The sequence below is a fragment of the Roseobacter sp. HKCCD7870 genome (assembly GCF_037830315.1).
GTDB lineage: Bacteria > Pseudomonadota > Alphaproteobacteria > Rhodobacterales > Rhodobacteraceae > M30B80.
The window spans coordinates 523656-549230 of record NZ_JBBLYO010000001.1 but is presented as its reverse complement, the minus strand read 5'-3'; the positions used below and the strand labels follow the sequence as shown (position 1 = coordinate 549230).

At 57.3% G+C, this 25575-nt stretch carries 22 protein-coding genes; 16 read left to right on the top strand and 6 right to left on the bottom strand.

Translation table 11 applies throughout. The features are described from left to right. Positions 1-13 precede the first annotated feature (13 nt). The 3 genes from AAC637_RS02835 (at position 14) to AAC637_RS02825 (ending at position 1986) form a co-directional block, all read left to right on the top strand. Entirely contained in the window at positions 14-199 is a 186-nt protein-coding gene (locus tag AAC637_RS02835; RefSeq protein ID WP_317654491.1) for a DUF3553 domain-containing protein, read from the top strand. A gap of 160 nt (positions 200-359) precedes the next feature. Beyond that, a complete protein-coding gene (locus AAC637_RS02830; protein ID WP_340302225.1) occupies positions 360-1133 on the top strand; it encodes a GNAT family N-acetyltransferase in 774 nt (257 codons plus the stop codon). Positions 1134-1137: 4 nt separating this feature from the next. After that, a complete protein-coding gene (locus AAC637_RS02825; protein WP_340302224.1) occupies positions 1138-1986 on the top strand; it encodes a lysophospholipid acyltransferase family protein in 849 nt (282 codons plus the stop codon). Here the strand turns inward: AAC637_RS02825 and AAC637_RS02820 are convergent. Next, entirely contained in the window at positions 1958-2578 is a 621-nt protein-coding gene (locus AAC637_RS02820; RefSeq protein ID WP_340302223.1) for a thiamine phosphate synthase, read from the bottom strand. The two genes, AAC637_RS02825 and AAC637_RS02820, sit on opposite strands and share 29 nt — an antisense overlap. 100 nt (positions 2579-2678) lie before the next feature. Between AAC637_RS02820 and AAC637_RS02815 the strand changes: the two genes are divergently transcribed. From AAC637_RS02815 to AAC637_RS02795, 5 genes are all read left to right on the top strand, one after another. Continuing rightward, positions 2679-3446, top strand: a complete 768-nt coding sequence (locus tag AAC637_RS02815; RefSeq protein ID WP_317655779.1) for an RNA methyltransferase — start codon at positions 2679-2681, stop codon at positions 3444-3446. Positions 3447-3529: 83 nt separating this feature from the next. Further along, positions 3530-4687 carry a COX15/CtaA family protein gene (locus AAC637_RS02810; protein WP_340302222.1) on the top strand — a complete coding sequence of 386 codons (1158 nt, stop codon included), beginning with the start codon at positions 3530-3532 and terminating at the stop codon, positions 4685-4687. Further along, the gene (locus tag AAC637_RS02805; RefSeq protein ID WP_340302221.1) at positions 4684-6162 is read left to right on the top strand and encodes a carboxypeptidase M32; all 1479 of its coding nucleotides are present in this window, start codon (positions 4684-4686) and stop codon (positions 6160-6162) included. The genes AAC637_RS02810 and AAC637_RS02805 overlap by 4 nt, the downstream gene beginning before the upstream one ends. Positions 6163-6241: 79 nt before the next feature. Further along, positions 6242-7657 carry an FAD-binding oxidoreductase gene (locus tag AAC637_RS02800; RefSeq protein WP_340302220.1) on the top strand — a complete coding sequence of 472 codons (1416 nt, stop codon included), beginning with the start codon at positions 6242-6244 and terminating at the stop codon, positions 7655-7657. Continuing rightward, positions 7650-8375 carry a VIT1/CCC1 transporter family protein gene (locus tag AAC637_RS02795; RefSeq protein WP_340302219.1) on the top strand — a complete coding sequence of 242 codons (726 nt, stop codon included), beginning with the start codon at positions 7650-7652 and terminating at the stop codon, positions 8373-8375. The genes AAC637_RS02800 and AAC637_RS02795 overlap by 8 nt, the downstream gene beginning before the upstream one ends. Here AAC637_RS02795 and putA read toward each other — a convergent pair. Next, entirely contained in the window at positions 8372-11854 is a 3483-nt protein-coding gene (putA, locus tag AAC637_RS02790; protein WP_340302218.1) for a bifunctional proline dehydrogenase/L-glutamate gamma-semialdehyde dehydrogenase PutA, read from the bottom strand. The two genes, AAC637_RS02795 and putA, sit on opposite strands and share 4 nt — an antisense overlap. A gap of 119 nt (positions 11855-11973) precedes the next feature. On the opposite strand from putA, the gene AAC637_RS02785 reads away from it, so the two are divergent. After that, entirely contained in the window at positions 11974-12447 is a 474-nt protein-coding gene (locus AAC637_RS02785; RefSeq protein ID WP_317654506.1) for an Lrp/AsnC family transcriptional regulator, read from the top strand. Here the strand turns inward: AAC637_RS02785 and AAC637_RS02780 are convergent. Genes AAC637_RS02780 through AAC637_RS02770 form a run of 3 tightly spaced genes read right to left on the bottom strand, consistent with a single transcriptional unit; the run spans position 12444 to position 15818 of the window. After that, entirely contained in the window at positions 12444-13394 is a 951-nt protein-coding gene (locus AAC637_RS02780) for a glucokinase (protein ID WP_340302217.1), read from the bottom strand. The genes AAC637_RS02785 and AAC637_RS02780 overlap by 4 nt on opposite strands. 15 nt (positions 13395-13409) lie before the next feature. After that, the gene (locus tag AAC637_RS02775) at positions 13410-14738 is read right to left on the bottom strand and encodes a GH1 family beta-glucosidase (RefSeq protein ID WP_340302216.1); all 1329 of its coding nucleotides are present in this window, start codon (positions 14736-14738) and stop codon (positions 13410-13412) included. Positions 14739-14798: 60 nt separating this feature from the next. Further along, positions 14799-15818 (bottom strand): substrate-binding domain-containing protein, encoded by a 1020-nt coding sequence (locus tag AAC637_RS02770; protein ID WP_317654510.1) that lies wholly within the window; start codon positions 15816-15818, stop codon positions 14799-14801. Positions 15819-16155: 337 nt separating this feature from the next. On the opposite strand from AAC637_RS02770, the gene AAC637_RS02765 reads away from it, so the two are divergent. From AAC637_RS02765 to eda, 7 genes are all read left to right on the top strand, one after another. Then, positions 16156-17517, top strand: coding sequence for an ABC transporter substrate-binding protein (locus AAC637_RS02765; protein WP_340302215.1), 1362 nt, complete (start codon positions 16156-16158; stop codon positions 17515-17517). A gap of 92 nt (positions 17518-17609) precedes the next feature. Next, positions 17610-18611: a carbohydrate ABC transporter permease gene (locus AAC637_RS02760; RefSeq protein WP_340302214.1), complete on the top strand. Its 1002-nt coding sequence runs from the start codon at positions 17610-17612 to the stop codon at positions 18609-18611. Continuing rightward, positions 18611-19789: a carbohydrate ABC transporter permease gene (locus AAC637_RS02755; RefSeq protein ID WP_340302213.1), complete on the top strand. Its 1179-nt coding sequence runs from the start codon at positions 18611-18613 to the stop codon at positions 19787-19789. Before AAC637_RS02760 ends, AAC637_RS02755 begins: the two co-directional genes overlap by 1 nt. 9 nt (positions 19790-19798) lie before the next feature. Next, positions 19799-21451: an alpha-amylase family glycosyl hydrolase gene (locus AAC637_RS02750; protein ID WP_340302212.1), complete on the top strand. Its 1653-nt coding sequence runs from the start codon at positions 19799-19801 to the stop codon at positions 21449-21451. A gap of 34 nt (positions 21452-21485) precedes the next feature. Beyond that, positions 21486-22619 (top strand): ABC transporter ATP-binding protein, encoded by a 1134-nt coding sequence (locus tag AAC637_RS02745; RefSeq protein WP_340302211.1) that lies wholly within the window; start codon positions 21486-21488, stop codon positions 22617-22619. A 71-nt stretch (positions 22620-22690) separates the two neighbouring features. After that, a complete protein-coding gene (edd, locus tag AAC637_RS02740; protein ID WP_340302210.1) occupies positions 22691-24496 on the top strand; it encodes a phosphogluconate dehydratase in 1806 nt (601 codons plus the stop codon). A gap of 17 nt (positions 24497-24513) precedes the next feature. After that, on the top strand, positions 24514-25155 hold the full coding sequence (gene eda, locus AAC637_RS02735; RefSeq protein WP_340302209.1) for a bifunctional 4-hydroxy-2-oxoglutarate aldolase/2-dehydro-3-deoxy-phosphogluconate aldolase: 642 nt from the start codon (positions 24514-24516) through the stop codon (positions 25153-25155). Here the strand turns inward: eda and AAC637_RS02730 are convergent. Next, positions 25152-25520 carry an MmcQ/YjbR family DNA-binding protein gene (locus AAC637_RS02730; protein ID WP_340302208.1) on the bottom strand — a complete coding sequence of 123 codons (369 nt, stop codon included), beginning with the start codon at positions 25518-25520 and terminating at the stop codon, positions 25152-25154. The genes eda and AAC637_RS02730 overlap by 4 nt on opposite strands. Positions 25521-25575 lie beyond the last annotated feature (55 nt).

Sequence of the window (25575 nt, the reverse complement as noted above, 5' to 3'; positions counted from 1 at the left end):
AATGAGGCCTCCGATGACCGAAGAGTTGAATGCGCTGCTTGAGCCTGGAATGTTGGTGCGCAACCCTGCGCAACCCGATTGGGGGTTGGGGCAGGTGCAATCCAATATTGGCGGCAAGGTGACCGTCAATTTCGAGCATCAAGGCAAACAAGTGATCGACTCCCGCCATGTGACATTGCTGCCCGAATGGGGCGCTTAAGGGTTCGGTCTACTGGAATGATGGTTAACAATACCCTAATTCTGCATCATGAAGATCATATCTTGGAGAGGCGCATCGCGCTGCACAGATAAACGCATTTGCCCCAAAGGCCGCAAAATTGCGGCGCGAAAGGCACAGCCAAGACAGGAAGGCCCACCTTATGGTGTCGCAAGAGCCGCATTTTGAGCTGCGATTGGCCTCAAGCCCAGAGGATATTCGCGCGGTACAGCGCCTGCGCTATGAGGTATTCGTGGCGGAATTGGGCGCTGATGGGGCCTTGGTGGATCACGAGGCGCGACTTGAGGCAGATCGCTTTGACCCATTTTTTGATCATCTCATGCTTCTGGATCATCGCCGCGCTGTGGGCGAGCAAGTTGTGGGCGTTTACCGCGTGATGCAGGAGCACGGGGCCAAAGCCGCAGGGCAATTCTATTCCGAAGACGAATATGATCTCGCGCCGCTCAAATCTTCGGGTCGGCGTTTGCTGGAATTGGGGCGGTCTTGCGTGCATGCCGATTATCGCGGGGGCACGGCGCTGATGCATTTATGGAATGGGCTGGCCGATTATATCGTGACCCATGAGATTGAAATTTTATTTGGTGTGGCGTCACTGCATGGCACCGATGTGGCTGAATTGGCCGCACCTCTGTCGCTGCTGCATCACCGCCATCTTGCGCCTGAGGGGCTGCGCCCAAAGGCGCGGGCGGCGGGTTATCAGGATATGAACCTCATTGCTGAAGATGCGCTTGAGCGCACGGCTGCTACGCGTGCGCTGCCCGCGTTGATCAAGGCCTATCTGCGCCTTGGCGGTGCGGTTGGGCAGGGGGCCTTTGTCGATCACGCCTTTAATTGCACAGATATTTGTTTGATCCTTGATACGGCCCTGATGTCGGAAAAACACCGCGCGCTCTACGCGCGGGGTCGGGGGATATAGGCCCATGCGATGGGATGGCGCCCCTCAGGTCACGCCCGCATCTGTTGGGGTTTTGGGTATTCTGCGCGCCTGTCTGCGCGGGGCAGCGATCCTTCTGGTCATTGGGTTTGGGTTTTTGACCCTGCTATTGTGCCGCGTGCCAGAGCGCGTCATCGCGGGGCCTTTGCGCCGCCCTGTAACTGCGCGGATCACGCAAATCGTCTGCGCCTTTGTCTGTATGATTTTGGGCCTCAAGGTGACACGCAAAGGAAATGCCGCACAAGCTGCGGGCGCGATTGTCGCCAATCATGTGTCTTGGCTTGATATTTTCCCGCTCAATTCGGGCGGGCCTGTGGTGTTCGTGGCAAAATCTGAAGTGCGCGATTGGGCGGGTATTGGGATTTTGGCGCGCGCAGCAGGCACCGTTTTCATCGAGCGGCGGCGCATGGCGGCAAAAGATCAAAATCGCCTGTTGCATATGCGCCTTGCAGAAGACGCCGAGCGTTTGGTGTTTTTCCCAGAAGGCACATCCACCGATGGGTTGCGCGTTTTACCCTTCCGCTCAAGCCTGTTTGAGGCGTTTTTTGCAGCTGATATGCCACGGGATATCACTGTTCAGCCCGTCACCATCGCCTATCACGCCCCCGCAGGCGAAAATCCCGCCTTTTACGGGTGGTGGGGGGATCAATCCTTTGGTGCGGGCCTGATGCGGGTGCTATCTGTCCGTGAAAATGGCCATGTCACGGTCATCTATCACGCGCCCTTGCGCGTCTCACAGTTTGCATCGCGCAAGGCACTGGCGCAGGTCGCCGAAACGGCCGTGCGTGCAGGGCTTGCTCAGGCCCTTAGCCCAGAGGGGACAGAAGCATCTTAAGGGCTGCCACAGGGTCGTCTTTGCGCCAAATTTCCCCACCGATGGCGAAGAAATCCGTGATCGGCGCAAGGCGTTCGATATCTGCAAGCGTCAGCGCGCCTTCGGCCACGACTGGCAGTTCGATCATTTGGCTCCACCATGCGAAAAGATCATCTTCGGCGCGGCTGCCATCGCCAAGGCTTGTGTCGCCAACAGGGCCGAAACTGATGTAATCCGCGCCCATTTCCCCTGCATTCATCCCATCATGGCGGGAATTGGCACAGAAGCAGCCGATGATTGCATCGCCGCCAAGATCCGCACGGGTTTTGCGGGTGCTGCGCGACCCATCCAAGAGATGCACGCCATCAAGCCCCAAGCGTTCGACCAGTTTGATATGTTCTGACATCACTAAAGGGATGTCGCGGGCATGGACAATTTCGCGCAAGTGATCTGCCGCGCGCGCCAGGTCATCCTCATCACGGCTTGCCAGAGCAAGGCGCAGGCAGGCGATAGGATAGGCATCCAAAACTGCCGCAAGCTGCGCGCCAAAGCCCGTCAGCTCAAAATTTGGTGGGGTCACAAGGTAAATCTGTGGAATATCCATGTCGGACATAGGGCTGCCTCTTGTCAGTCTTTGTTTGTTTCTAATGGTTTGCTTCGTGTTCAGCAATGGGGCGCTTGGCAAGAATGGCTCCGCACGATATGGCAGGATCATGAGTGACGATAGCCAAATTCCCGCAACCGCCCATCCAATGCCTTGTTTCGTGCTTGTGCGCCCGCAGATGGGTGAGAATATCGGCGCGGCGGCACGGGCGATGTGGAATTTCGGCCTGAACCACATGCGCCTTGTGGCCCCGCGCGATGGGTGGCCGAATGAACGCGCGGTGGCCTTGGCCAGTGGCGCCGCAGGCGTGGTGCTCGATCCTGCTTTGGTGGTGGAGACAACGCCCGAGGCGATTGGCGATTGCACCCATGTGTTTGTGACCACTGCCCGCGAACGGGGGCTGACCAAACCGATCCTCAGCCCCGAGGCGGCGATGGCGCAGGCGCGGGCCATCCATGCCGCGGGGGGCAAGGTTGCGGTGATCTTTGGCCCCGAGCGCGCAGGTTTGGAAAATGACGATATCGCGCGGGCTGATGCGATTATAACTGTGCCCGTGAACCCTGATTTTCCATCGCTCAATCTGGCGCAATCTGTGCTGCTATGCGCTTATGAGTGGCGCCGCCAAACCACCGAGGTGGTGGAAATGCGCATGGAATTTGCCCGCAGCGATTTTGCCACCGCGATTGAGGTAGAAAAACTGGCGGATCACTACGAAGAAAAGCTTGATGAAATGGGCTATTTCTTTCCCGAAACAAAGGCCGCTGGCATGAAGCTGGTCTTGCGCAATCTGTGGGGGCGTCTGCCCCTGACGCGGGCCGATGTTCAGCTGTTTCACGGCATTTTGCGACAGATGCAGCGTTGGCGCGATCGGCCCTAGCGCCAAACTGCCGCGCATTCTTGCGAAGCCTTTGCCAAGGCGCTAGGGCTTTTGCTAAATGAAGATCGAGAAGGGGTCGCGCCATGAGCCGCAATATTTTCGAAGAGGTCGACCAATCCGGCAAAGGGCCCTCTGGGACGGGGAAAACAGGCCCGAACCCTTCGGGGATTTCCCGCGACACGGGCGCGGCGCGCAGATGGATGCGGGCCTATTTGGCGGTTCTCTTCGTGATGGTTGCGGCAATGATTGCCATTGGGGGCATGACGCGCCTGACCGATTCAGGGTTGTCTATCGTTGAATGGGCGCCGATTTCGGGAGCCATTCCGCCGCTCAGTGATGACCAGTGGCAAGAGCAATTCACCGCCTATCAGCAGACAACCGAATACCAACAGCAAAATCGCGGCATGTCGATGGCCGAGTTTAAGTATATTTTCTGGTGGGAATGGGGTCATCGTCAATGGGGGCGCGCAATCGGTCTTGTTTGGGCCCTTGGGTTTGCCGCGCTTGCGCTCTCTGGCAATCTGATCAAAGCGTGGGTTCCAAAAATCGTGGCGCTTGGGGCGCTTGGTGGTCTGCAAGGGGCCATCGGATGGTGGATGGTCTATTCAGGTCTTGCGCCTGGCATGTTTGATGTTGCCTCCTATCGGTTGGCGACACATTTGGGTGTCGCGTTCTTCATCCTTGCCCTTATCACATGGTTTATTTTGCAGCTCAGCCGACCTGCGCCCGCGCTATTGGCGGCGCGGCGTGCAGGCGATAAGCGCCTCTTTGGTATGACCACGGGGCTTTTGCATCTCACCTTTTTGCAAGTCTTGGTTGGGGCTTTGGTCGCGGGTATCGATGCAGGGCGTAATTATATTGATTGGCCTTTGATGGCGGGCGGGTTCACCCCGCCTGATATGTGGGCGATTGACCCCTGGTATCGCAATCTGTTCGAAAATGATGGCACCGTCCAATTCATCCATCGGATGCTGGGCTATCTGGTCTTTGCCTATGGGATTGCGGTTTGGCTCAAAGGGCGCAAATCGGGCAATGCGCTGGTGCGCCAATCCTATGCGTGGATGGCGGTGATGCTGTTTGGGCAGGTGGTGATCGGGATCGTAACGGTGATGCATTCTGCGCCAATTGCCCTTGGCTTGACCCATCAGCTTGGCGCGGTGGCCTTGGTCGTCTTGATTTTGCGCGCGCGCTTCCTTGCGATTTATCCGCCTGAGCAATCCTTGCGTGGGGCAGCGGCATGAGCGCGATGGGGGATCTTTTGGCGCATGCAGCGCAAACCGCCACGCTTGAGCAGGTCGCGGGGCGGTTGCATTGGGATCAAGAAACCATGATGCCTAAAGGGGCAGCGGCACAGCGCGCCGAAGAAATCGCAGCGATGGAGGGGGTTCTGCACGCTCGCCGTACTGACCCTGCACTTGGCGAACTGCTAGAAACCGCACAGGCTGAAACGGATTTTGAAGCATCCTCTTTGCGGCTGATCTCGCGGTCATATCAGCGTGCTACAAAAATCCCCGCGCGTTTGGCGGCGGAATTGGCGCAGACGGCCTCGCTCGCCCATGGGGTCTGGGCCAAGGCCCGCGCCGAAGATGATGTTGCGGGATTTTTACCTGTTCTTGAGCAACTCATCACCCTGCGCCGCGAAGAGGCCGCCTGTCTGTCAGGCGAGACGCGTGGTGCTGCCCTTTATGATGCGCTGTTGAACGATTACGAACCTGAGATGCGCGCCAGCGAAATCGCGGCCCTTTTTGATGCGATGCGTCCGCGCCTAGTGTCCTTGCGCGCGGCGATCCTTGAAAAACCGATGCCTGCGGCGATATCGGGTGATTTTGACGAGGCGGTGCAGCTTGCCCTGACGCGCGAGATTGCCTTGGCCTTTGGCTATGATCTCGACAAAGGGCGAATTGATCTTGCCGTTCACCCGTTTTCTTCTGGCTCAGGCAGTGACAGTCGCATCACCACGCGGGTCGCGCGGGATGATCCGTTTAATGCGCTTTATTCGACCATTCACGAAGTGGGCCATGCCTGCTACGAGCAAAATATTGACCCGCTCTATCATTTGACCGCATTGGGGCAGGGGGCCTCGATGGGGGTGCATGAAAGCCAAAGCCGCATTTACGAAAATCAGCTTGGTCGATCCCTGCCTTTTGTGACATGGCTTTATCGGCAGATGCAGACGGCCTTTGGTGGGCTTTCAACTGATAGCCCTGCTGCGCTATATGCGGCGATCAATCGGGTTGCCAAAGGCTATATCCGCACCGAGGCCGATGAGGTGCAGTATAACCTGCACATCATGCTGCGGTTTGATTTAGAGCAGGCATTGATCAGCGGTGATCTGGCCGTGGGTGATCTTGAGGCGGCATGGAATGATCGCTTTATGGCTGATTTTGGGTTCGCCGTGGATCGCCCCAGCCACGGGGTGTTGCAAGATGTGCATTGGTCGGCGGGCCTGTTTGGATATTTCTCCACCTACGCGCTTGGCAATGTCTATGCCGGCTGCATGATGCAGGCTTTGCGCGCGGATGTGCCGAATTTGGATGCGGCATTGGCACAGGGCAATCCACGCCCTGCAACCGATTGGCTGCGCGAGAGATTGCAACGCCACGGCAGCCTGAAACCGCCGCGCCAGACGATTGAGGATGCAATCGGTGGGCCTGTCTCCCCTGAGCCGCTGTTGCGCTATCTCGAGGAAAAATTTGGCGCCCTTTACGGGCTTTAGCCCCGAGGGTGCGGCCCCCCTTTTTCTTCTGTGCGGCTGTCGCTAAACATAAAGGCAGCAACAGGGAAAGTGCATCACCATGGCTGAAATTTTAGATCTTCCGCGCAATGAGCATGGCATTGCCGCCGTAATCGAGGCGCTTGCGGGGCAATTTGGGGCGCGGCTTGCGACCAGTGCCGCCTTGCGCGAACAGCATGGCCACACCACCACATGGCTGCGCACCCAAGCACCTGATGCTGTGGTGTTTGTGCAATCGACCGAGGAAGTCCAAGATGTCGTGCGTCTATGCGCGCGTCATCATGTGCCTGTGATCCCCTTTGGGGCAGGCTCATCCCTTGAGGGGCATGTGAATGCATCCGCAGGGGGAATTTGTATTGATTTCAGTCAGATGAACCGCATTATTCGGGTCAGTGCAGAGGATATGGATGTCGTGATTGAGCCAGGTGTCACGCGTAAGGCGTTGAACACGCATTTGCGCGACACGGGGCTGTTCTTTCCCGTGGATCCAGGAGCAGATGCAACGCTTGGCGGTATGGCGGCCACGGGGGCAAGCGGCACGAATGCCGTGCGCTATGGCACGATGAAGGAAAATATCCTCGGGCTGAAGGCGGTTTTGCCATCAGGGGAGATTGTAAAAACCGCCGCGCGGGCGCGGAAATCTTCGGCAGGGTATGATTTGACCCATCTGATGATCGGCTCTGAAGGCACGCTTGGCCTGATCACCGAGTTAACCTTGCGTCTGCGCGGTATCCCTGCGGCCATTTCTGCGGCGACCTGTTCTTTCCCTTCGGTCGAGGCTGCCTGCGAATGTGTCATTGCGACTGTGCAATATGGATTGCCCGTGGCGCGAATTGAATTGCTCGACAAGCTGATGGTTGAGGCCGTTAATCGTTATTCCAAAGTGTCCCTGCCAGAAACGCCACTTTTGTTATTGGAATTTCATGGCAGCGAGACAGGTGTGGCCGAGGATGCGGCAAGTTTTGGCGAGATTGCAGCTGATTTTGGCGGCACGGGCTTTGCCGCAACCACCCTTGAGGAGGAGCGCAATCAACTGTGGCAAGCGCGCCATGATGCCTACTGGGCGGGTTTGGCCCTGCGCCCCGGGGCAAAGGGGATTTCCACCGATATTTGCGTGCCCGTCAGCCGTCTGGCCGAGGCTGTGACAAAGGCACAGACGCGTGCGTCAGAATTGGGCATGATCGCCCCCGTTGTGGGCCATGTGGGCGATGGAAATTTCCATGTGTTGATGTTGATCGACACGGACAGTCCTGCCGAGGTTGAGATGGCCGAGGGGTTTGTTGCATGGCTGAATGATATGGCGATTGCGATGGAGGGCACCTGCACAGGTGAGCATGGCATCGGCCAAGGCAAAGCCGCCTATCTGATCCGCGAATTGGGGCCAGAAGCGATGGAGGTCATGGCCACAATCAAGCGCGGGATTGATCCGCAAAATATTTTTAACCCAGGAAAAATGGGATTGCCCAATTATGGCTGAACACCGACCTGATACCCACAATGTCCCCTCGGCCCATGAGGAACCGCATTTGTCGCAACGCTCAGGATGGTTGCGCGCGGCGGTGATGGGGGCGAATGATGGGATTTTGTCGATAGCGTCATTGATCGTGGGGGTTGCTGCAGGCGGTGCGGATCAAGGCACGATCCTCTTGTCGGGGATTGCAGGCATGGTTGCGGGGGCGATGTCGATGGCAGCGGGGGAATATGTTTCCGTCTCAAGCCAAGCCGATGTTGAGCGCGCCGATGTCGAGCGCGAAAAGCGCGAGTTGAAATTGAACCCTGCGGGCGAATTGGCCGAATTGGCGGCGATCTATCGTCAACGCGGCTTGTCGGAGCAGTTGGCCGATGAGGTGGCGCGCGAATTGACCCGCAAAGACGCGCTTGGCGCACATTTGCGCGATGAGATTGGGCTGACTGATCTCTCGCCGCCCAAGCCTGTAGAGGCAGGGGTGGTGTCTGCCGCGACATTTGCAGGCGGTGCTTTGGTGCCGTTGCTGATGGGGGTCGTGGCCCCGCATGATCAGGTGGAGATTTGGGTGGGGGCGGCCACATTGGCGGCCCTTGGCACGCTTGGTGCGCTTGGTGCGCAGGCGGGCGGCGCCCCTAAAGGGCGCGCCGCATTCCGTGTCATGTTCTGGGGCGTGTTGGCGATGGTGGCCACATCCCTAATTGGCGGCGCCGTGGGGTTGGCGATCTAAGCCTCACCTGCCGCCGCCAGAAGCCGCGCATTGCCGCCCGCCGCCGTGGTGTCAATGCAGATATGCCGCTCAAGGATCAGGCGCGGTTTAGGGTCGCGTTCACAAATCAGCGGGATCAAGGCGCCCTCGCGCGCAGCCAAAGCCGCGCGATAGGGGCGGGCCTCTTCGGGGTCTGCCCATAAGATCACGGCATCAAACCCCGTGAGACTGCGCAGCATGTCAGCAGGAAGTAGCCCTTCAACCCCATGCGCGCCAACACTGGGCGCAATCGCAAGGGCGGTGCAGCCTGCCTCTTTGGCCATTTGCACCTGCATCATTGCAGCTTCCGCCGTTGGCCCAAGACACAGAACCCGCCCGCGCGCATAGCGTGACAACAGGTTTGATTCACCTGTAGGCCCAGGCATTTCTGCTTGGGAAAGGGGCCTGTCAGAGGAACGCGCAAGTGCTGCAAGGGCGCGGGTCACTTCGGCCTCATCACAGGGGGGCGCATCGCCCATTGGGCCTTCTGCCGCGAGGTTGGGGGTCGTAAAACGCGGCAAATAGTGCGGCCCGCCCGCCTTTGGCCCTGTGCCAGACAGACCCTCGCCCCCAAAGGGCTGACTGCCCACAATGGCACCGATTTGATTGCGGTTGATGTAGAGATTGCCAACCTTGATCTGGCTCGCCACCTCGGCGATGCGGTCATCAATGCGGCTGTGCATCCCAAAGGTCAGGCCATAGCCCTTTGCATTCACATCGGCCACAACCGGCGCCAGATCGCGGGCCTTATAAGTGGCCACATGCAAGACAGGGCCAAAGACTTCGCGCTCAAGGTCGTTGATCCCACCGGGCAATGAGATCAAGGCAGGCCCCACATAATGGCCCGTGCTGGGCGGGGTGATCTGTTTGATCAAACGCCCCTCTGTTTGGGTCTGTTGGACATAGGCATTGATCTCTGCCGCCGCGCTTGCCGTGATCACGGGGGCCACATCGCAGGATATGTTCCATGGGTGGGAGAGGGAGAGTTCCTCCATCGCGCCCTGCAACATCTGTAACAGGCCCCCTGCGATATCTTCTTGCACATAGAGCAACCGCAGGGCCGAGCAACGCTGACCCGCTGATTGAAAGGCCGAGGCGACAATGTCGCGCACGGCCTGTTCGGGCAGGGCTGTGCTGTCCACGATCATGGCATTCAGGCCGCCTGTCTCTGCAATCAAAGGGGCTGCGGGGTGCAGATTGGCCGCCATGGCGCGATTGATCCCTTGGGCAGTTGCCGTTGACCCCGTAAAGCACACGCCCGCAACACGCGCATCGCTGACAAGGGCCGCCCCGACCTTGGCCCCTTGGCCTGGCAGAAATTGCAGGGCGCCACGCGGCACGCCTGCGGCATGGAGCAATTCCACGGCCCGCGCACCGATGAGGGTGGTTGTCTCAGCGGGCTTTGCCAAAACGCCATTTCCCGCCGCAAGCGCGGCAGCGATTTGCCCTGTGAAAATGGCCAAGGGGAAATTCCACGGGCTGATACAGGTAAACACCCCGCGCGCGGGCTGCTGCAAAAGCGGCGCATGGGCCGCGTAGTAGCGTAAGAAATCCACCGCCTCGCGCAGTTCGGCCACTGCATCGGCGGGGCTTTTGCCCGCTTCGCGGGCCAGAAGCGCAAATAATTCGGCATGATGCGCTTCGTAAAGGTCGGCGGCCCGTTCAAGGCAGGCGCGGCGTTCTGCGGCAGGTGCGTCCCAAGCCTGCGCAGATGTCAGTGCAGTCTCGATATCACCTGCGGCGGCCTCGGTAACACGGCCCACGATGTCGGCGGGATCGGCGGGGCAGGTTTGGGTGATGTCATCGGCCCCTGTCGCCGGTTCGGCCAAAATGGGGCCTGCCTGCCACTGATGCGTCCGAAATGGCGCGCGGGCCGCGTCTAACTCGGCCAAGGTGACAGGATCGCTAAGGTCGAACCCGCGTGAATTTGCGCGCTCGGGCGCAAAAAGCGCGTTTGGGTGGCGCACCGCAAGATTTGGCCCTGCGCGTTCGAGCCGTTCAAAGGGGCAAGCTGCGACCACCTCAGGTGGCGTGTTTTCATCCATGATTTGGTTCACGAAGGAAGAATTTGCGCCATTCTCCAACAAGCGGCGCACGAGATAGGCCAAAAGATCCCGATGCGCCCCCACAGGCGCATAGATGCGGCAGCGCATGGCGTTGCCCTTCAGCACCAGATCATGCAGCGCCTCGCCCATCCCATGCAGGCGTTGGAATTCAAAACGGGTAGGGTCTGTCGTCATTTCGATAATGGCCGCCACAGAATGGGCGTTATGGGTGGCAAATTGCGGATAAATGCGATCCGTCAGACCAAGCAGCTTTTTGGCCAAACACAGATAGGCCACATCGGTGGCGGATTTTCGTGTATAGACAGGAAAGCCAGATAGCCCTTCAACCTGCGCCAATTTCACCTCGGTGTCCCAATACGCGCCTTTGACCAGACGCAGCATGATCTTGCGGTCAAGTTTGGTGGCAAGGGCGTAAAGCCAGTCAATCACCGCGCCTGCGCGTAGGCCATAGCCCTGCACCACAACACCAAACCCGTCCCACCCTGCAAGGCGTGGATCAGCCAACACCGCCTCAATCACATCAAGCGACAGATCAAGACGATTTGCTTCTTCGGCATCAATGTTAAGACCCATCCCGCCCTGACGCGCATCAAGGGCCAATTCCAAAACGCGCGGCACAAGTTCGGACATAACACGATCTTTTTGTGCCACCTCATAGCGCGGATGCAGCGCCGAGAGTTTGATCGAAATTCCAGGGTTGCTGCGGATATCCCCAGCGTTATAGCGCGGAGTGATCTTGGCAATGGCGGTTTTGTAAGAGGCAAAAAAAGCATCCGCATCGGCCATGGTCATCGCCGCCTCGCCCAACATATCATAGGAATAGCTGTATCCCTTTGCCTCCTGCTTTGCGGCGCGGGCCATCGCGTCTGGCATGGTTTGCCCCAACACGAATTGCCGCCCCATCTCGCGCATGGCACTGGCCACGGCGGTGCGGATCACAGGTTCGCCCAAACGGCGCAAGGCCCCGCGCAGCACGCGATCCATGCCTTCGCCGTCTTGTAAAACGCGCCCCGTCAGCATCAGCGCCCAAGTGGATGCGTTTACAAGCGATGAGGAGGATTTTCCCAAATGCTCGCCCCAGGCTGAGGGGGCAATTTTATCTTCGATCAAAGCATCAATCGTGGTCGCATCTGGCACGCGCAACAGCGCCTCTGCCAAACACATCAGCGCAATGCCTTCGCGGGTTGAGAGGCCATATTCGGCCAAAAACACCTCCATCAACCCTGCATCTGCGTCATTGCGGATGGAAGTGACCAAGCGGGTTGCGCGCGCCTTGGCGGCTGTGCGCGTGGCCTGATCGGGGCCATGCGATTTTATCAGGCGGTCGAGAATAGCGGCCTCATCGGCCAAGTGATCGTCACGGATCGCATCGCGCAGCACAGAAAGGTCGGTCATGTGGACACCACGTGTAAAATGAAGATGAATTACAATACGAAGATATCGGCGGGAAATCCGCCTTGACTTTGTAGTTTGGCGGGAAAATAAATTGAATAAACAGGAAAAGGGTGGGTCTGATGGTATCAAAATCGCCAGAACGCGGGCAAATTGATGGGTTTGATCGGAAGATTCTGAAGGAAGTCTCAGAAGATGGCCGAATTTCCGTAACGGAATTAGCGGATCGCGTGGGGCTGTCGAAAAGCCCAACCCAAGTGCGGCTGCGCCGTCTTGAGCAGGAAGGCTATATTCGAGGCTACCGCGCGGAACTTGATCCCGTAAAGCTTGACCGCGAACATGTGGCTTTTGTTGAGGTGAAATTGTCCGACACGCGCGAGGCGGCATTGGCCGCCTTTAACAAAGCCACGATTGCCGTGCCCGAAATCGAAGAATGCCACATGATTGCGGGGGCGTTTGATTATTTGGTCAAGGTGCGCTGCCGCGATATGGGCGCCTATCGCCGCGTGTTGGGCGAGGTCATATCCGCCCTGCCGCATGTCGCCTCAACCTCTACACATGTATCTATGCAGGCCGTCAAAGATCGTGCGTTCTAAAGCTCGATCAAGGCCTGCGCGCAGCCTGTGAGCGCGGCAAAATCATCTTCCACCACACTGACCCCGAATTGCGCCATAAAGGGGCCAAAGCGGCCTTTATTCGAAAAGGCCTCGGCAAATCCGAATTGCATCAAATAGGGCGCAAGGGCGCGCGAGACGCCGCCAATCAGATAGACCCCACCAAAGGGCAGGTTTACCAAGGCCAGATCCCCTGCGACATTGCCCAGAACCTGTGCAACGAGCGCGGCGGTGGCACGGGCCTTGGCATCATCTTGCTCAAGCGCATCCATGATCTGTTGAGCAGGCTGATCAATCCCGTGCAAAAAGGCGTGAACATGGCTGATCCCACGCCCCGAGAGAACTTCCTCGACTGCGGCGAAGCCATGCTTTTCGGCTAAGAAGCGGGCAAGATCGCGGGTTTGGTCATCAGGGGTGGGCAGGGTGATATGGCCCGATTCCGAAGGAGGCACCACGCGGCCCCGCGGCCCGTCAAATACGGCGGCAGCGTTAAACCCCGTGCCAAGCCCGATGACCAATTTCGCCGTATGGGCAGAGGCGGGATCATGGGGCAGGATTACACGCAATTCCGTATCGGAAATATGGCCAATCGCATAGCCTTGCGCCTGTAGATCATTGAGCACAGCCACGCGTGACGCGCCCGAGACATCAGCCAACATTGCGCGGTCAATATGCCAATCCAAATTGGTCATTTTGGCCACGCCATCGCGCACGGGGCCTGCGGCGGCCACGCAAATGCCCGAGAGCGCGCCAGAACGGAGGCCCGCCTGTTCCATGAATTGCGCCAACATCTCGCGCAAAACAGCGGCTTTTTTATTGGCAAAGCGGCGGATGCTGTCGCGGTCAATGACGCCCGCGCGCGCCAAAGCCACGCGGGTGTTGGTGCCGCCGATATCAGCGACCAAATCCAAATCGGGGGAAGATGTCATCCTGTCCTGCCTTTTTTAGCCCGCGCGCCAGCCCTGTGCAAGCGCGTGATAAGACGCTTTTGGTCGTCTTTGCAAGCTGTCGAAATCAACATGGACAAGGCCAAAGCGTTTTTCATACCCAAAGGCCCATTCGTAATTATCCATCAGCGACCATGCGATATAGCCTTTCAAGGGTGCGCCATCCTCAATCGCGCGCAAACAGGCGCGCATATGGGCATCAAGATAGGTTATGCGCGCCACATCTGGCTGTTCGGGCGTATCGTCATTCGCCATGCCGTTTTCGGTCACATAAAGCGGCAGGTCGCCCGTGTAGGTTTTCGCCGTATGGGTCAGGAAATGATGCAACCCCTCGGGGTAAATTTCCCAGCCCATTTGGGTTTTGGGCAATGGCCCCTCAACGCCTTGGTAATTCGGCCAAATTCCGCATCTTGCGCTCAGGCGTTTGCAGGTGTAGTAATTCAACCCCAACCAATCGAGCGGGGCGGTGATATGGGCAAAGTCGTCTTGGTAATTCTGGGGAAGGTGTTGCTCTAACCCCTCAAGCACCAGATCGGGATAGCGGCCATGAAACAGGCCTGACAGGAAGAATTGGTTATAGATCGCATCGTAACGCGCGGCAGCGGCCTTTGATGCGGGGCTTTCATCGGCGGGCAGGGCGGCCTCAAAATTGCACACGGCACCCAGATTGCGCATGCCACGCGCGCGCATCACCTCAATCGCGCGGCCATGCGAGGAGAGGACATGGTGCATAGCGCGGGCTGCGGCGCGAATATCGCGCAGACCGGGCGCATGATGCCCCTCGAAATGCGATAACCATGAGACGCACCACGGCTCGTTAATGGGGGCGACCGACCACAGCCTGTCGCCAAGGCATGCCATCACAATCTCGGTGTAATCGGCAAACCAGTTTGGCATATCGCCATTCACCCAACCGCCTTGATCCGCGAGGGCCGAGGGAAATTCCCAATGATACAGCGTGGCTGCAGGGCGCAGCCCGCGCGCCAACATCCCGTCAATCAAACGATCATAGAAATCCAAGCCCGCCTTATTCACCGCGCCGCGCCCCTCGGGCATGATCCGCGCCCATGACAGCGAAAAGCGATATATATCGGCGCCAAGATCACGGATCAGGTCAAGGTCGTCTTCCCATCGGTTCAGGTGATCGCAGGCAAGCGCGCCATTTTCAGCGCGGGTTACGTTATTGCCCGTTGCGGCGAATGTATCCCAATGGGTCTGGCCTGCGCCACCCTGAGCGTGGCCTTCGATTTGATAGGCCGATGTGGCGACACCAAGCAGAAAATCTTGCGGAAAATCCGACCGCGCGGGAAGGGTGGGGGTGGTCATGGCGAGAGAACTCATTGCAATGCGGCAGCGGGGTTAAAGCAGGGCAGGCAGAGACAGGCGTTATGGTGCAGGGCCAGTCGAGCGCCCGACCATCAATTCAGCCTCCCATAATTCATGCACAAAGGGCGCGTCAGGCTGTTTGATCCGTTCGATCAAAATTTCTGCACAGCGCCGCCCCGCCAAACGAATTGAACTGCGGGTTGAGGTAAATGCGGGGCCTTCGGCATCATTGTTGAGATAGGAAAGGACATCATCATGGGTTATGATCGAGACATCGCGGCCCAGTTGTAGCCCGCGCTCCCATGCCGCTTGACGCACCCCAATGGCAGAAATCACCGATGACACCAAAAAGGCGGTGGGGCGGTTTTCACGGTCAAGCAATTGTGCCGCGGCGCGGTGGCCATAGCCTTCGGTCATGACATCGGCATACATCAGGCTTGCGTCAGGGGTGATGCCGCGCGCGCGCAACGCCTCTTCATATCCGCGGCGGCGGCGGGCGGCGAAATCCATCGCCTCTTGGCCATTGATCAGGGCAATGCGGCTATGCCCCAAATCCAACAAGAATTCGGTCGCACGGCGAAAGGCCCGCAAATTGGCAATATCTAGCCAGTTATAGCCGCGCGCATCCCCCGTGCGGCCATGCACCAAAAACGGCAGCCCCAATTCCTGTAGTAGAGCAATGCGCGGGTCTTCTTGGCGGGGGCCTTGGACCATCACCCCATCAACCGAGCCATTCGCGGCCATCTGTCGATAGGCCCGTTCGGCGGCCCCCTCATGCACGATAGACAAAAGCAGGTCATATCCTTCGCGGGCATAAACCTCGCCCGCACCTGCAAGAAAATCTGCAAAAATCGGGTTTACCATTTCAGTTTCGCCCGTATGCGTGATCACATGGCCGATGGTCATCGCGCGCCCTGTGGCCAAGCGGCGGGCGCGGGAATTGGGTTGATAATTCGCCGCGCGCGCCGCTGCCTCGACACGGGCGCGGGTTTCAGGGTTCACCTCGGGATAGCCATTCAAGGCACGGCTGACTGTGGTCTGAGACAGCCCAAGCGATGATGCCAATTCTTTTAAATTCATCGCCTCCCTCCTTCCTTTGTCGCGCATGGCGCTGGGTCGTTTTATCGTCTGGCGCGACAAGATTGACTTCAAAGCGCTTTCAAATTTCTCCTCAGCTAGGCGAATTTTATGCGGCTTGTCAAAAGTAAATTTTTAAAATTTCGGCGCACTGCTTCTGCAGAAAACCAACGTAAAATCAAATATATTGTAATTCTCTTGCCCTTTCAGCGTCTTGGGCGTTTAAAGACATTTCTTTTCCAAAGCGCTTTGAAACACTCTTGACGGAATCGCGGAATAGGTTTTGAAATGCAGGTTCTAGGCATCCTCAATCAGGGGGTGCGGTTCTGGGAGGTTACTTATGAAACGTTCGTTTTACGCAAGCGCCGCAGCCCTTGCGCTGTCTTCGGGGATGGCGATGGCTGATGCGCATGGTGGTTTGGTGTTCCCTGTGGGTGAGGGGGATTTCAATTGGGCCAGCTACGAGGCATTCGCAGCGGCGCATGATTTGACAGGTCAGACTGTCACGATTTCTGGCCCTTGGCTTTCGCCTGAGGCGGATCGCTTTGACGCGCTTTTGGCCTATTTCGAGGCGGCAACAGGCGCGGATGCGACCTATACAGGGTCGGATAGCTTTGAGCAGCAAATCGTGATTGATGCTGAGGCAGGCTCTGCCCCCAATATCGCGGTTTTCCCTCAGCCTGGCCTTGCGGCCAATATGGCGGCCAATGGTCTTTTGACCCCGCTTGGCGCGGATCATGCCGCATGGGTGTCTGAGAATTTTGCAGCAGGCCCATCATGGGTTGATCTGGGCACATATGCCGATCAATCGGGCGCGGATCAGTTCTATGGCTTCTTTTTCAACGTCAACGTCAAGTCGTTGGTGTGGTATGTGCCTGAGAATTTCGAGGATGCAGGCTACGAAGTGCCAACAACCATGGAAGAGTTGATCGCACTTTCTGACCAGATCGTCGCCGATGGTGGCACGCCTTGGTGTATTGGTCTGGGTTCAGGGGCCGCCACAGGCTGGCCTGCGACTGACTGGGTTGAAGACCTGATGCTGCGCACACAGACCCCTGATGTCTATGACGCATGGGTTGCCAATGAGATCCCATTCAATGACCCGCGCGTTGTTGAGGCGATCGAAACCTTTGGTCAATTCGCACGCAATGACGCCTATGTGATGGGCGGCGCTGGCGCGGTTGCAACCACCGATTTCCGTGATAGCCCGGCGGGCTTGTTCCAGTCTCCTCCCGGATGCTACATGCATCGTCAGGCCAGCTTCATTCCTGCCTTCTTCCCTGATGGCACGGTTGTGGGCGAGGATGCTGATTTCTTCTACTTCCCTGCATTTGCGGAAAAAGACCTTGGCAGCCCAGTTTTGGGTGGCGGCACTTTGATGGCAATCACAGATCTATCTGACGCGACCATGGCCTTTATCGAGTTTCTCAAAACACCTGTCGCCCATGAGATCATGATGGCGCAGGGTGGCTTCTTGACGCCCCATTCTGGCGTGAACTTGGCCACATATGAAACCGATACGCTGCGCGGTCAGGGGGAAATCTTGCTCAATGCAACGACCTTCCGTTTTGATGGCTCCGACCTGATGCCCGGCGCGATTGGCGCAGGCAGCTTCTGGACGGGTATGGTGGATTATGCAGGCGGCGCAGATGCGGCGGCTGTGGCAGACACTATCCAGCAAAGCTGGGACGCGATTAAATAAGATCGCGCTAGGTTTTGGATCAGCCTGCGTATCGCGGGCTGATCCTATCTATGTTTGCGCGGATTTTTCGTGCGCATCGGGGGAGGGCACCCATGTCACCAATCATGCAAGCGGCATTGACCATCCTGATCGGGGTGGGGGGCTGCGTGGGTTATTTTTACCTCTCGAACCAAATTCTTGATCGCGTGCTGTTTCCTGCGCGCGGGGCAAATGCAGGGCGCAATATCAATCGCGCCAATGCGATACGCCCATGGCTTTTTCTATTTCCCGCTCTTTTCGCGCTCGCGCTCTATTTGACCTACCCCGTCTTTGAGACATTGCGTCTGTCCTTGACTGACCGCAGCCTTGGTGGCGCCTTTGTTGGGCTTGAGAATTACGCGCGCATGACGGATGACCCCAAGTTTTGGGAGGCGTTGCGCAACAATTTCCTGTGGCTTTTGATTGTGCCTGCGGCCTCGACTGCCTTTGGCTTGTTGGCGGCGCAGCTGACAGATCGGATCAGTTGGGGGAATATCGCGAAATCCCTGATCTTTATGCCGATGGCGATTTCATTTGTTGGCGCGGCGGTGATTTTCAAATTGGTCTATGATGCCCGCCCCGAGGATGTGGCGCAGATCGGGATTCTTAACGCCGTTTATTTGCAGCTTGGCGGCGATAGCCCAATCACTTGGCTGACTGTGCCCTTTTGGAACAATATTTTCCTGATCATGGTTTTGATTTGGATCCAGACAGGCTTTGCCATGGTGATCCTGTCTGCGGCTTTGCGCGGTATTCCTGAGGAAACCATTGAGGCCGCCATTGTGGACGGGGCAAACCCGTTTCAAATTTTCTTCAAAATCAAAGTGCCGCAAATCGCGGCCACGATTGTCGTGGTTTGGACGACCATTACGATTGTGGTTCTCAAGGTGTTCGACATCGTTTTTGCGATGACCAATGGACAATGGGAAACTCAAGTTTTGGCGAATTACATGTATGACAAACTGTTCCGCGCCAATGATTGGGGGGTGGGTTCGGCCGCTGCCATGGTGATCATGATCTTAGTGCTGCCGATCCTTGTGTGGAACGTCTATAACGCCAGACGGGAGATGCGCTGATGGATCATATTGCGGGGCGCAAATCGGGCCTGTCATGGGCGGTGCATTTTTCGGCCTTGGCCCTTGTGATCGTATGGGTGCTGCCTACACTGGGGCTATTAGTGTCTTCCTTCCGCACAACGGATCAAATCCGCAGTTCGGGATGGTGGGCTGCGCTATTTCCTGCGGTGCAAAACGAAACCTATCGCACCGCAGACCCTGACGAGGCGCGGGTGGATTTGGGCGATGGTTTCTATCTCGTTTCTGGCAATATTTTTGTCGAGGGCGGGGCCGCCGTAAACTTGGATGAGATCGTCCGAGAGATCACCGTATGGGGTGCATCCTCGCGCGCGATTGACGCCTATCAACCCGATGAGGTCGCTGATCTGGGCGATGGGGAAACCCTGATCGTCACGGCGCGTGGCGATTATGAATGGCGCGGCACTGCAGATCAGATTGAGGGGCGCGGTGCGCGGATTTTCGTGACTGTTTCTGCCCCCCCTGATTTCACCCTTGGCAATTATCAAAATGTTCTGTTCGACCCTTCGAACCGCGAGGGGATGTCAAAGGCGTTTTTCAACACGCTGACGGTGACAATCCCTGCAACGATTATTCCCATATTGATCGCGGCTTTTGCGGCCTATGCCTTGGCGTGGATGGAGTTTCCAGGGCGGGCGCTGCTGATTGCGGCGGTTGTGGGGTTGTTGGTTGTGCCGCTGCAATTGGCGCTGATCCCACTGCTGAAGCTGCATAATGATATCGGTATTGGCAAAGGCTATTTGGGCGTTTGGTTGGCGCATACGGGTTTTGGTCTGCCCTTGGCGATTTACCTTTTGCGCAATTACATGGTGGGCCTGCCGCGCGAGGTGATTGAAAACGCGCGCGTGGACGGCGCGACCGAGTTTCAGATTTTCACGCGCATTATCCTGCCGCTCAGTTTTCCTGCTTTGGCGTCCTTTGCGATTTTCCAATTTCTTTGGACATGGAATGACCTTTTGGTCGCGATGGTGTTCTTGATCGACAGTTCGGGCGAAACCACGGTGATGACGCGGCAATTGGTCGAAATGATGGGCACACGCGGCGGCGATTGGGAAATATTGGCAACCTCTGCCTTTGTATCCATCGCGGTGCCTTTGGTGGTTTTCTTTTCCTTACAACGTTACTTGGTGCGTGGCCTTTTGGCTGGCTCTGTAAAATGAGAGATATAAATGACAATCATGCCTGAAATTAACCCCAACGATATCCTTGGCATTGATAAGGATTGGTGGCGTGGTGCGGTGATCTATCAGATCTACCCGCGCAGCTATCAAGACAGCAATGATGATGGGATTGGCGATCTGGCGGGAATCATTCACCGCCTTGATCATATCGCAAGCCTTGGGGTGGACGCGATTTGGATCTCGCCATTCTTTAAATCCCCCATGCTTGATTTCGGCTATGATGTCTCGGATTACCGCGATGTCGATCCGATGTTTGGGACATTGGGTGATTTCGATGCGTTGATTGAAAAGGCGCATAATCTGGGCCTGAAGGTTCTGATTGATTTGGTGCTGTCGCACAGCTCGGATCAGCACCCTTGGTTTATCGAAAGCCGCGAAACCCGCGACAATCCAAAAGCGGATTGGTATGTGTGGGCCGATGCCAAGCCAGATGGCAGCCCACCCAATAACTGGTTGTCTATTTTCGGCGGCAGCGCGTGGGAATGGTCGCCCGAGCGGATGCAATATTACCTGCACAATTTCCTTGTCGAGCAGCCAGATTTGAACCTGCATAATCCAGATGTGCAGGATGCGCTTTTGGATGTGTGCCGCTTTTGGTTGGATCGGGGGGTTGATGGGTTCCGCCTTGATACGATCAATTTCTATTTCCATGACAAGCTGCTGCGCGATAACCCCGCGCTTGCGCCCGAGCGGCGGAATTTCACCATCGCGCCTGAGGTGAACCCTTATAATTGGCAAGATCACCTTTATGACAAAAACCAACCCGAGAATTTGGATTTCTTGCGCCGTATGCGCGCGGTGATGGACGAATACCCTGCTGCCACCGCCGTAGGCGAGGTGGGTGATGCGCAATATGGCCTTGAGATACAGTCACAATACACCTCAGGCGGTGATAAGGTGCATATGTGCTATAGCTTTGACTTCCTCTCAGGGGAGACGCCAAGCGCGGAAACCGTGGGCGCGGTCATTGAAAAGCAAGAGGCCAGCATTGGCGATGGTTGGGCCTGTTGGGCCTTTTCCAACCATGATGTGGTGCGCCATCCAACCCGTTGGAATTTGGATGAGGCAGGGCAGCGCGTCTTTGCGGCGCTTTTGTTGTCGCTGCGCGGTTCGGTTTGCCTGTATCAGGGTGAGGAATTGGGGCTGACCGAGGCCTATGTCGCCTTTGAAGAATTACAGGATCCCTATGGCATCCGCTTTTGGCCAAAATTCAAGGGCCGTGATGGCTGTCGCACGCCGATCCCATGGGTCAGCGACAATCACAATGGCGGGTTTAGCCAAAGCAAGCCATGGCTGCCTGTCGCGGTGGAGCATTTGCAGCGCTCTGTCGAGGCGCAGACCCGCCTTGAAGACAGCACTTTGGCCTTCTATCGCAACATGATTGCTTTGCGGAAATCTTTGCCAGAATTGGTCAAAGGGGAGTTTGAATTTGTCACCCATACGCAAGATGTGGTCGCGTTCTGGCGCAGATATCAGGGGCGTGCGGTCCTTTGTGCCTTCAACCTCAGCGGCGAGACACGCGAGCTGCCACTGCCTGAGGGCGCATATGACGATATTACCGCACCATTCCATGCAACGGTTGCGGGGGGCAGTGTGACCTTGCCCGCCTATCAAGCATGGTTTGGCGCGCAGAACCGCTAAGGCGCGGCAAGGCTGTTCAAAAGGGGGGCTGAAGATGACCGATTTGAAACTGAGTGCCGTGGAAAAGGCCTATGGGAAGGTCAAGGTGCTGTCTGACATTGATCTTGAGATCAAGACGGGCGAATTGGTTGTTTTCGTTGGCCCCTCTGGCTGCGGGAAATCCACGCTGTTGCGGATGATCGCGGGGCTAGAGCGGATCACGGGCGGCACGTTGGAAATTGACGGGATGCGCGTCAATGATATGCCGCCCTCGCAACGTGGGATTGCGATGGTGTTCCAATCCTACGCGCTTTATCCGCATATGAGCGTCTATGATAATATGGCGTTTTCCCTGCGGATTGCAGGGCAGGGGAAAGAGGCCATCGACAACGCCGTGCGCGCCGCTGCCGAGAAATTGCAGCTTGGCAGCTTGCTCGATCGCCTGCCCAAGGAATTGTCAGGCGGCCAGCGGCAGCGCGTGGCAATTGGCCGTGCCATTGTGCGCGACCCCAAAGTGTTCCTCTTTGACGAGCCTCTGTCGAACCTAGATGCGGCTTTGCGTGTGGCGACCCGTCTTGAGATCGCGCAGCTTAAAGAGGCGATGCCAGAAACCACCATGATCTATGTGACCCATGATCAGGTTGAAGCCATGACTTTGGCAAGCCGTATCGTGGTCTTGGCAGGTGGCGGTATTGCGCAGGTCGGTGCGCCGCTTGATCTCTACGAGCGGCCCAATTCCACATTCGTGGCGCGGTTTATCGGCAGCCCCGCGATGAACCTGCTCTCGGGTGAGGTGGTTGGCACAGGCAATACCACCAAGATCCGCACGGATCAAGGCGGTGGGATCATCACAGCCGCCATCCCGACCCAAAAGGGCGATGAAGGGATGAAGGTTGAGATCGGCATCCGTCCCGAAGATTTTGTCGCCGCAGACGGGAATAATTTCGCTTTTGAGGGGCGTGTCGGCATCACCGAGGCGCTTGGCGAAGTAACGCTTCTCTATTTCGGCAGCAAAGGCAGCACGGGCGATGATCCTGTGATTGCAAAACTTTCGGGGATTCACCCCTCAAAGCGCGGGGAAGTTCTGCGATTGGGTGCAGCACCTGAGAAAATTCACCTTTTCCACAAGGGAATTTCGCTGCTTTATCGCGGTGAAAAGGTGTTTTTGCCGAATGTAGCCCCGCATTGAGTGCGATTTCCCTCTGGCATAGTTAGCGCTAACATATTATAGCAGGCCTCAGAAGATGGAGGTTTTTGTCTATGTCCTTGGATACCCGTATCGAAGCTGTCACCGCGCGGATCATTGCGCGCTCGCAAGGGCCGCGTAAGACCTATCTGGATCGGATGCGTGCAGCGGCCGCCGATGGTCCGCGCCGTGCGCATTTGACCTGTGGTAATCAGGCCCATGCTTATGCGGCGATGGAGGGGGACAAGGATCCTTTGGTGGCGGCACGCGCGCCAAATCTTGGGATTGTGACCGCCTATAACGATATGCTTTCCGCGCATAAGCCCTTTGAGAATTTTCCCGAACGGATTAAGGCCGCAGCGCGGGCCAATGGGGCCACGGCGCAGGTTGCGGGCGGTGTGCCTGCCATGTGCGATGGGGTCACCCAAGGGCAGGTGGGGATGGAGCTAAGCCTGTTCTCCCGCGATGTAATCGCCTTGGCCGCAGGAGTCGCGTTAAGCCATAACACCTTTGACGCCGCAATTTATTTGGGCGTTTGCGATAAAATCGTTCCGGGTTTGGTGATTTCAGCGGCGACATTTGGCTATTTGCCATCCATCTTTTTGCCTGCAGGGCCGATGACCAGTGGTCTACCCAATGATGAAAAGGCGAAGGTGCGCCAGAAATTCGCCGCAGGCGAGGTCGGGCGCGAGGAATTGATGAAGGCCGAGATGGCCTCTTATCACGGGCCAGGCACCTGCACCTTTTATGGCACGGCCAATTCCAACCAAATGCTGATGGAATTTATGGGTTTGCATTTGCCAGGCGCTAGTTTCGTGAACCCGCATACGCCCTTGCGCGATGCGCTGACCGATGCAGGGGTTGCGCAGGTGGCCAAGATCACCGCGCTTGGGGATCAGTATCGCCCTGTTTGCGACATTCTGGATGAAAAGGCCTTTGTGAACGGTCTTGTTGGGCTGATGGCCACAGGCGGGTCGACCAATTTGGTCATCCATTTGGTCGCCATGGCCCGCGCGGCGGGTGTGATCCTAGAGCCGCAGGATTTCGCGGATATCTCTGCTGCAACGCCGCTGATGGCGCGGGTCTATCCCAACGGGTTGGCCGATGTGAACCATTTCCACGCTGCGGGCGGTTTGGGCTTTATGATTGGCGAATTGCTCGATGCGGGCTTATTGCACCCCGACACCCAGACAGTGATGGGGCAGGGTTTGGCCCATTACACGCAAGAGCCAAAACTAAGCGATGGCGGGGTGGTGTATCAGGCAGGGCCCAAGACCACGCTGAACGAAAAAATTCTGCGCCCTGCGAAGGATGCGTTCCAAAGCACAGGCGGGCTTGTGGCGCTTAAGGGCAATTTGGGCGAAGGTGTGATGAAGGTGTCTGCTGTCGCCCCTGAGCGTCAGGTGATCGAGGCCCCCGCCGCAATTTTCCATGATCAAGCCTCGGTCAAAGCGGCGTTTCAGTCAGGCGATTTGAACCGCGATGTTGTGGTCGTGGTGCGGTTCCAAGGGCCAAAGGCCAACGGGATGCCAGAATTGCACAACCTAACACCGATTTTGGCGGTGTTGCAGGATCGCGGCCACAAGGTGGCCTTGGTGACGGATGGCCGTATGTCGGGCGCATCGGGCAAAGTTCCTGCCGCAATCCATGTCAGCCCCGAGGCGTTGGATGGTGGTTTCCTTGCGCGGTTGCAGGAGGGCGATATGATCCGCGTGGATGCTATCAAAGGCGTGCTTGAGGCTCTGGTGCCTGATTTGGCAGATCGCGCCGCTGTCACACCTGATCTTGGCGCCAATGGCCACGGGATTGGCCGTGAATTGTTTGAAATCTTCCGCGCCCATGCTGGCCCCGCCTCAAGCGGTGCTGGTGTTGTCGTGTAACAAAGGGAAGGGGTCCAATGACACCGCAAGATCAATCAAAATTCGCGCGGGGCCTTGCGGCCCACGCCCCCATCATTCCCGTTTTGGTGATCGAGGATCTCGCCCATGCGGTGCCTTTGGCCCGTGCCTTGGTCGCGGGTGGTCTGCCTGTGCTAGAGGTCACATTACGCAGCGCCTGTGCCTTGGATGCCATCGCCGCCATGTCTGAGGTTGAGGGTGGGATTGTGGGCGCAGGCACGATCTTGACCCCTGCCAATATGAAGGCCGCAAAGGCCGCAGGGGCGCGTTTTGCGGTTAGCCCCGGCGCGACAGATCGTGTTTTGGCCGCGGCAGAAGATGAGGCGCTGCCGCTTCTTCCAGGCGCTGTCACCGCTTCCGAGGTGATGGCGCTTTATGAGCGCGGCTATGATATGCTGAAATTCTTCCCCGCCGAGGCGGTTGGCGGGGCGCCTGCGTTGAAATCTATCGGCGGGCCAATCCCGCAAGTGGCCTTTTGCCCCACGGGTGGGATCAGCCTTGCCAATGCGCCAAGCTATCTGAGCCTGTCCAACGTGCTGTGCGCGGGCGGATCATGGGTCGCGCCAAAGGCGGCCATGGCCGCAGGGGATTGGGAGGCAATCACCTGCCTTGCGCGCGAAGCGGCGGCATTGCCCCGTTAACCCTTGAATTGCGCCGCATCAAAGGGCGGCAGGCTGACCTGTTGGTTTGGGTTTAATTCTGCCCGAACCTGCGCATAGCTTTGCGTGATATAGCGGCGCAGCTCATGCGGGCTTGTGTTGCGCCACTCAACCATCACCCAGCCCCCGCTTTTGAGATAGGGGGCAGACACGGCCTTGTCTTGTTGGATCATTTTTTGCGCCTCTTGGGCCGATCTTGCGCGGATAGACACGCCCGTGCTGCCTTTGGTGTAAGCAGCAAACATTTTCTCGGCCACTGTCCAGACATACATGTCTGGGCCAAATGGCTCAGCCAGGCGCGCACCAGGCAGGGATTTGCAATGGCGCTCGACAAACTCTTCAAACATGGCCCTAAAAATGTGCAATTTCTTATCAAATGCAAGGAATTTATGCGGCACTTGC

What these genes read in the sequence shown, in the direction of transcription:
- AAC637_RS02800 (WP_340302220.1), top strand. Translation starts at nt 6,242, where the DNA reads ATGGCTGAAATTTTAGATCTTCCGCGCAATGAGCATGGCATTGCCGCC.
- putA (WP_340302218.1), bottom strand. Translation starts at nt 11,854, where the DNA reads ATGACCGACCTTTCTGTGCTGCGCGATGCGATCCGTGACGATCACTTG.
- AAC637_RS02810 (WP_340302222.1), top strand. Translation starts at nt 3,530, where the DNA reads ATGAGCCGCAATATTTTCGAAGAGGTCGACCAATCCGGCAAAGGGCCC.
- AAC637_RS02780 (WP_340302217.1), bottom strand. Translation starts at nt 13,394, where the DNA reads ATGACATCTTCCCCCGATTTGGATTTGGTCGCTGATATCGGCGGCACC.
- AAC637_RS02820 (WP_340302223.1), bottom strand. Translation starts at nt 2,578, where the DNA reads ATGTCCGACATGGATATTCCACAGATTTACCTTGTGACCCCACCAAAT.
- AAC637_RS02830 (WP_340302225.1), top strand. Translation starts at nt 360, where the DNA reads ATGGTGTCGCAAGAGCCGCATTTTGAGCTGCGATTGGCCTCAAGCCCA.
- AAC637_RS02730 (WP_340302208.1), bottom strand. Translation starts at nt 25,520, where the DNA reads ATGTTTGAAGAGTTTGTCGAGCGCCATTGCAAATCCCTGCCTGGTGCG.
- AAC637_RS02785 (WP_317654506.1), top strand. Translation starts at nt 11,974, where the DNA reads ATGGTATCAAAATCGCCAGAACGCGGGCAAATTGATGGGTTTGATCGG.
- AAC637_RS02815 (WP_317655779.1), top strand. Translation starts at nt 2,679, where the DNA reads ATGAGTGACGATAGCCAAATTCCCGCAACCGCCCATCCAATGCCTTGT.
- AAC637_RS02745 (WP_340302211.1), top strand. Translation starts at nt 21,486, where the DNA reads ATGACCGATTTGAAACTGAGTGCCGTGGAAAAGGCCTATGGGAAGGTC.
- AAC637_RS02755 (WP_340302213.1), top strand. Translation starts at nt 18,611, where the DNA reads ATGGATCATATTGCGGGGCGCAAATCGGGCCTGTCATGGGCGGTGCAT.
- AAC637_RS02775 (WP_340302216.1), bottom strand. Translation starts at nt 14,738, where the DNA reads ATGACCACCCCCACCCTTCCCGCGCGGTCGGATTTTCCGCAAGATTTT.
- AAC637_RS02795 (WP_340302219.1), top strand. Translation starts at nt 7,650, where the DNA reads ATGGCTGAACACCGACCTGATACCCACAATGTCCCCTCGGCCCATGAG.
- edd (WP_340302210.1), top strand. Translation starts at nt 22,691, where the DNA reads ATGTCCTTGGATACCCGTATCGAAGCTGTCACCGCGCGGATCATTGCG.
- AAC637_RS02835 (WP_317654491.1), top strand. Translation starts at nt 14, where the DNA reads ATGACCGAAGAGTTGAATGCGCTGCTTGAGCCTGGAATGTTGGTGCGC.
- AAC637_RS02770 (WP_317654510.1), bottom strand. Translation starts at nt 15,818, where the DNA reads ATGAATTTAAAAGAATTGGCATCATCGCTTGGGCTGTCTCAGACCACA.
- AAC637_RS02765 (WP_340302215.1), top strand. Translation starts at nt 16,156, where the DNA reads ATGAAACGTTCGTTTTACGCAAGCGCCGCAGCCCTTGCGCTGTCTTCG.
- AAC637_RS02750 (WP_340302212.1), top strand. Translation starts at nt 19,799, where the DNA reads ATGACAATCATGCCTGAAATTAACCCCAACGATATCCTTGGCATTGAT.
- eda (WP_340302209.1), top strand. Translation starts at nt 24,514, where the DNA reads ATGACACCGCAAGATCAATCAAAATTCGCGCGGGGCCTTGCGGCCCAC.
- AAC637_RS02760 (WP_340302214.1), top strand. Translation starts at nt 17,610, where the DNA reads ATGTCACCAATCATGCAAGCGGCATTGACCATCCTGATCGGGGTGGGG.
- AAC637_RS02825 (WP_340302224.1), top strand. Translation starts at nt 1,138, where the DNA reads ATGCGATGGGATGGCGCCCCTCAGGTCACGCCCGCATCTGTTGGGGTT.
- AAC637_RS02805 (WP_340302221.1), top strand. Translation starts at nt 4,684, where the DNA reads ATGAGCGCGATGGGGGATCTTTTGGCGCATGCAGCGCAAACCGCCACG.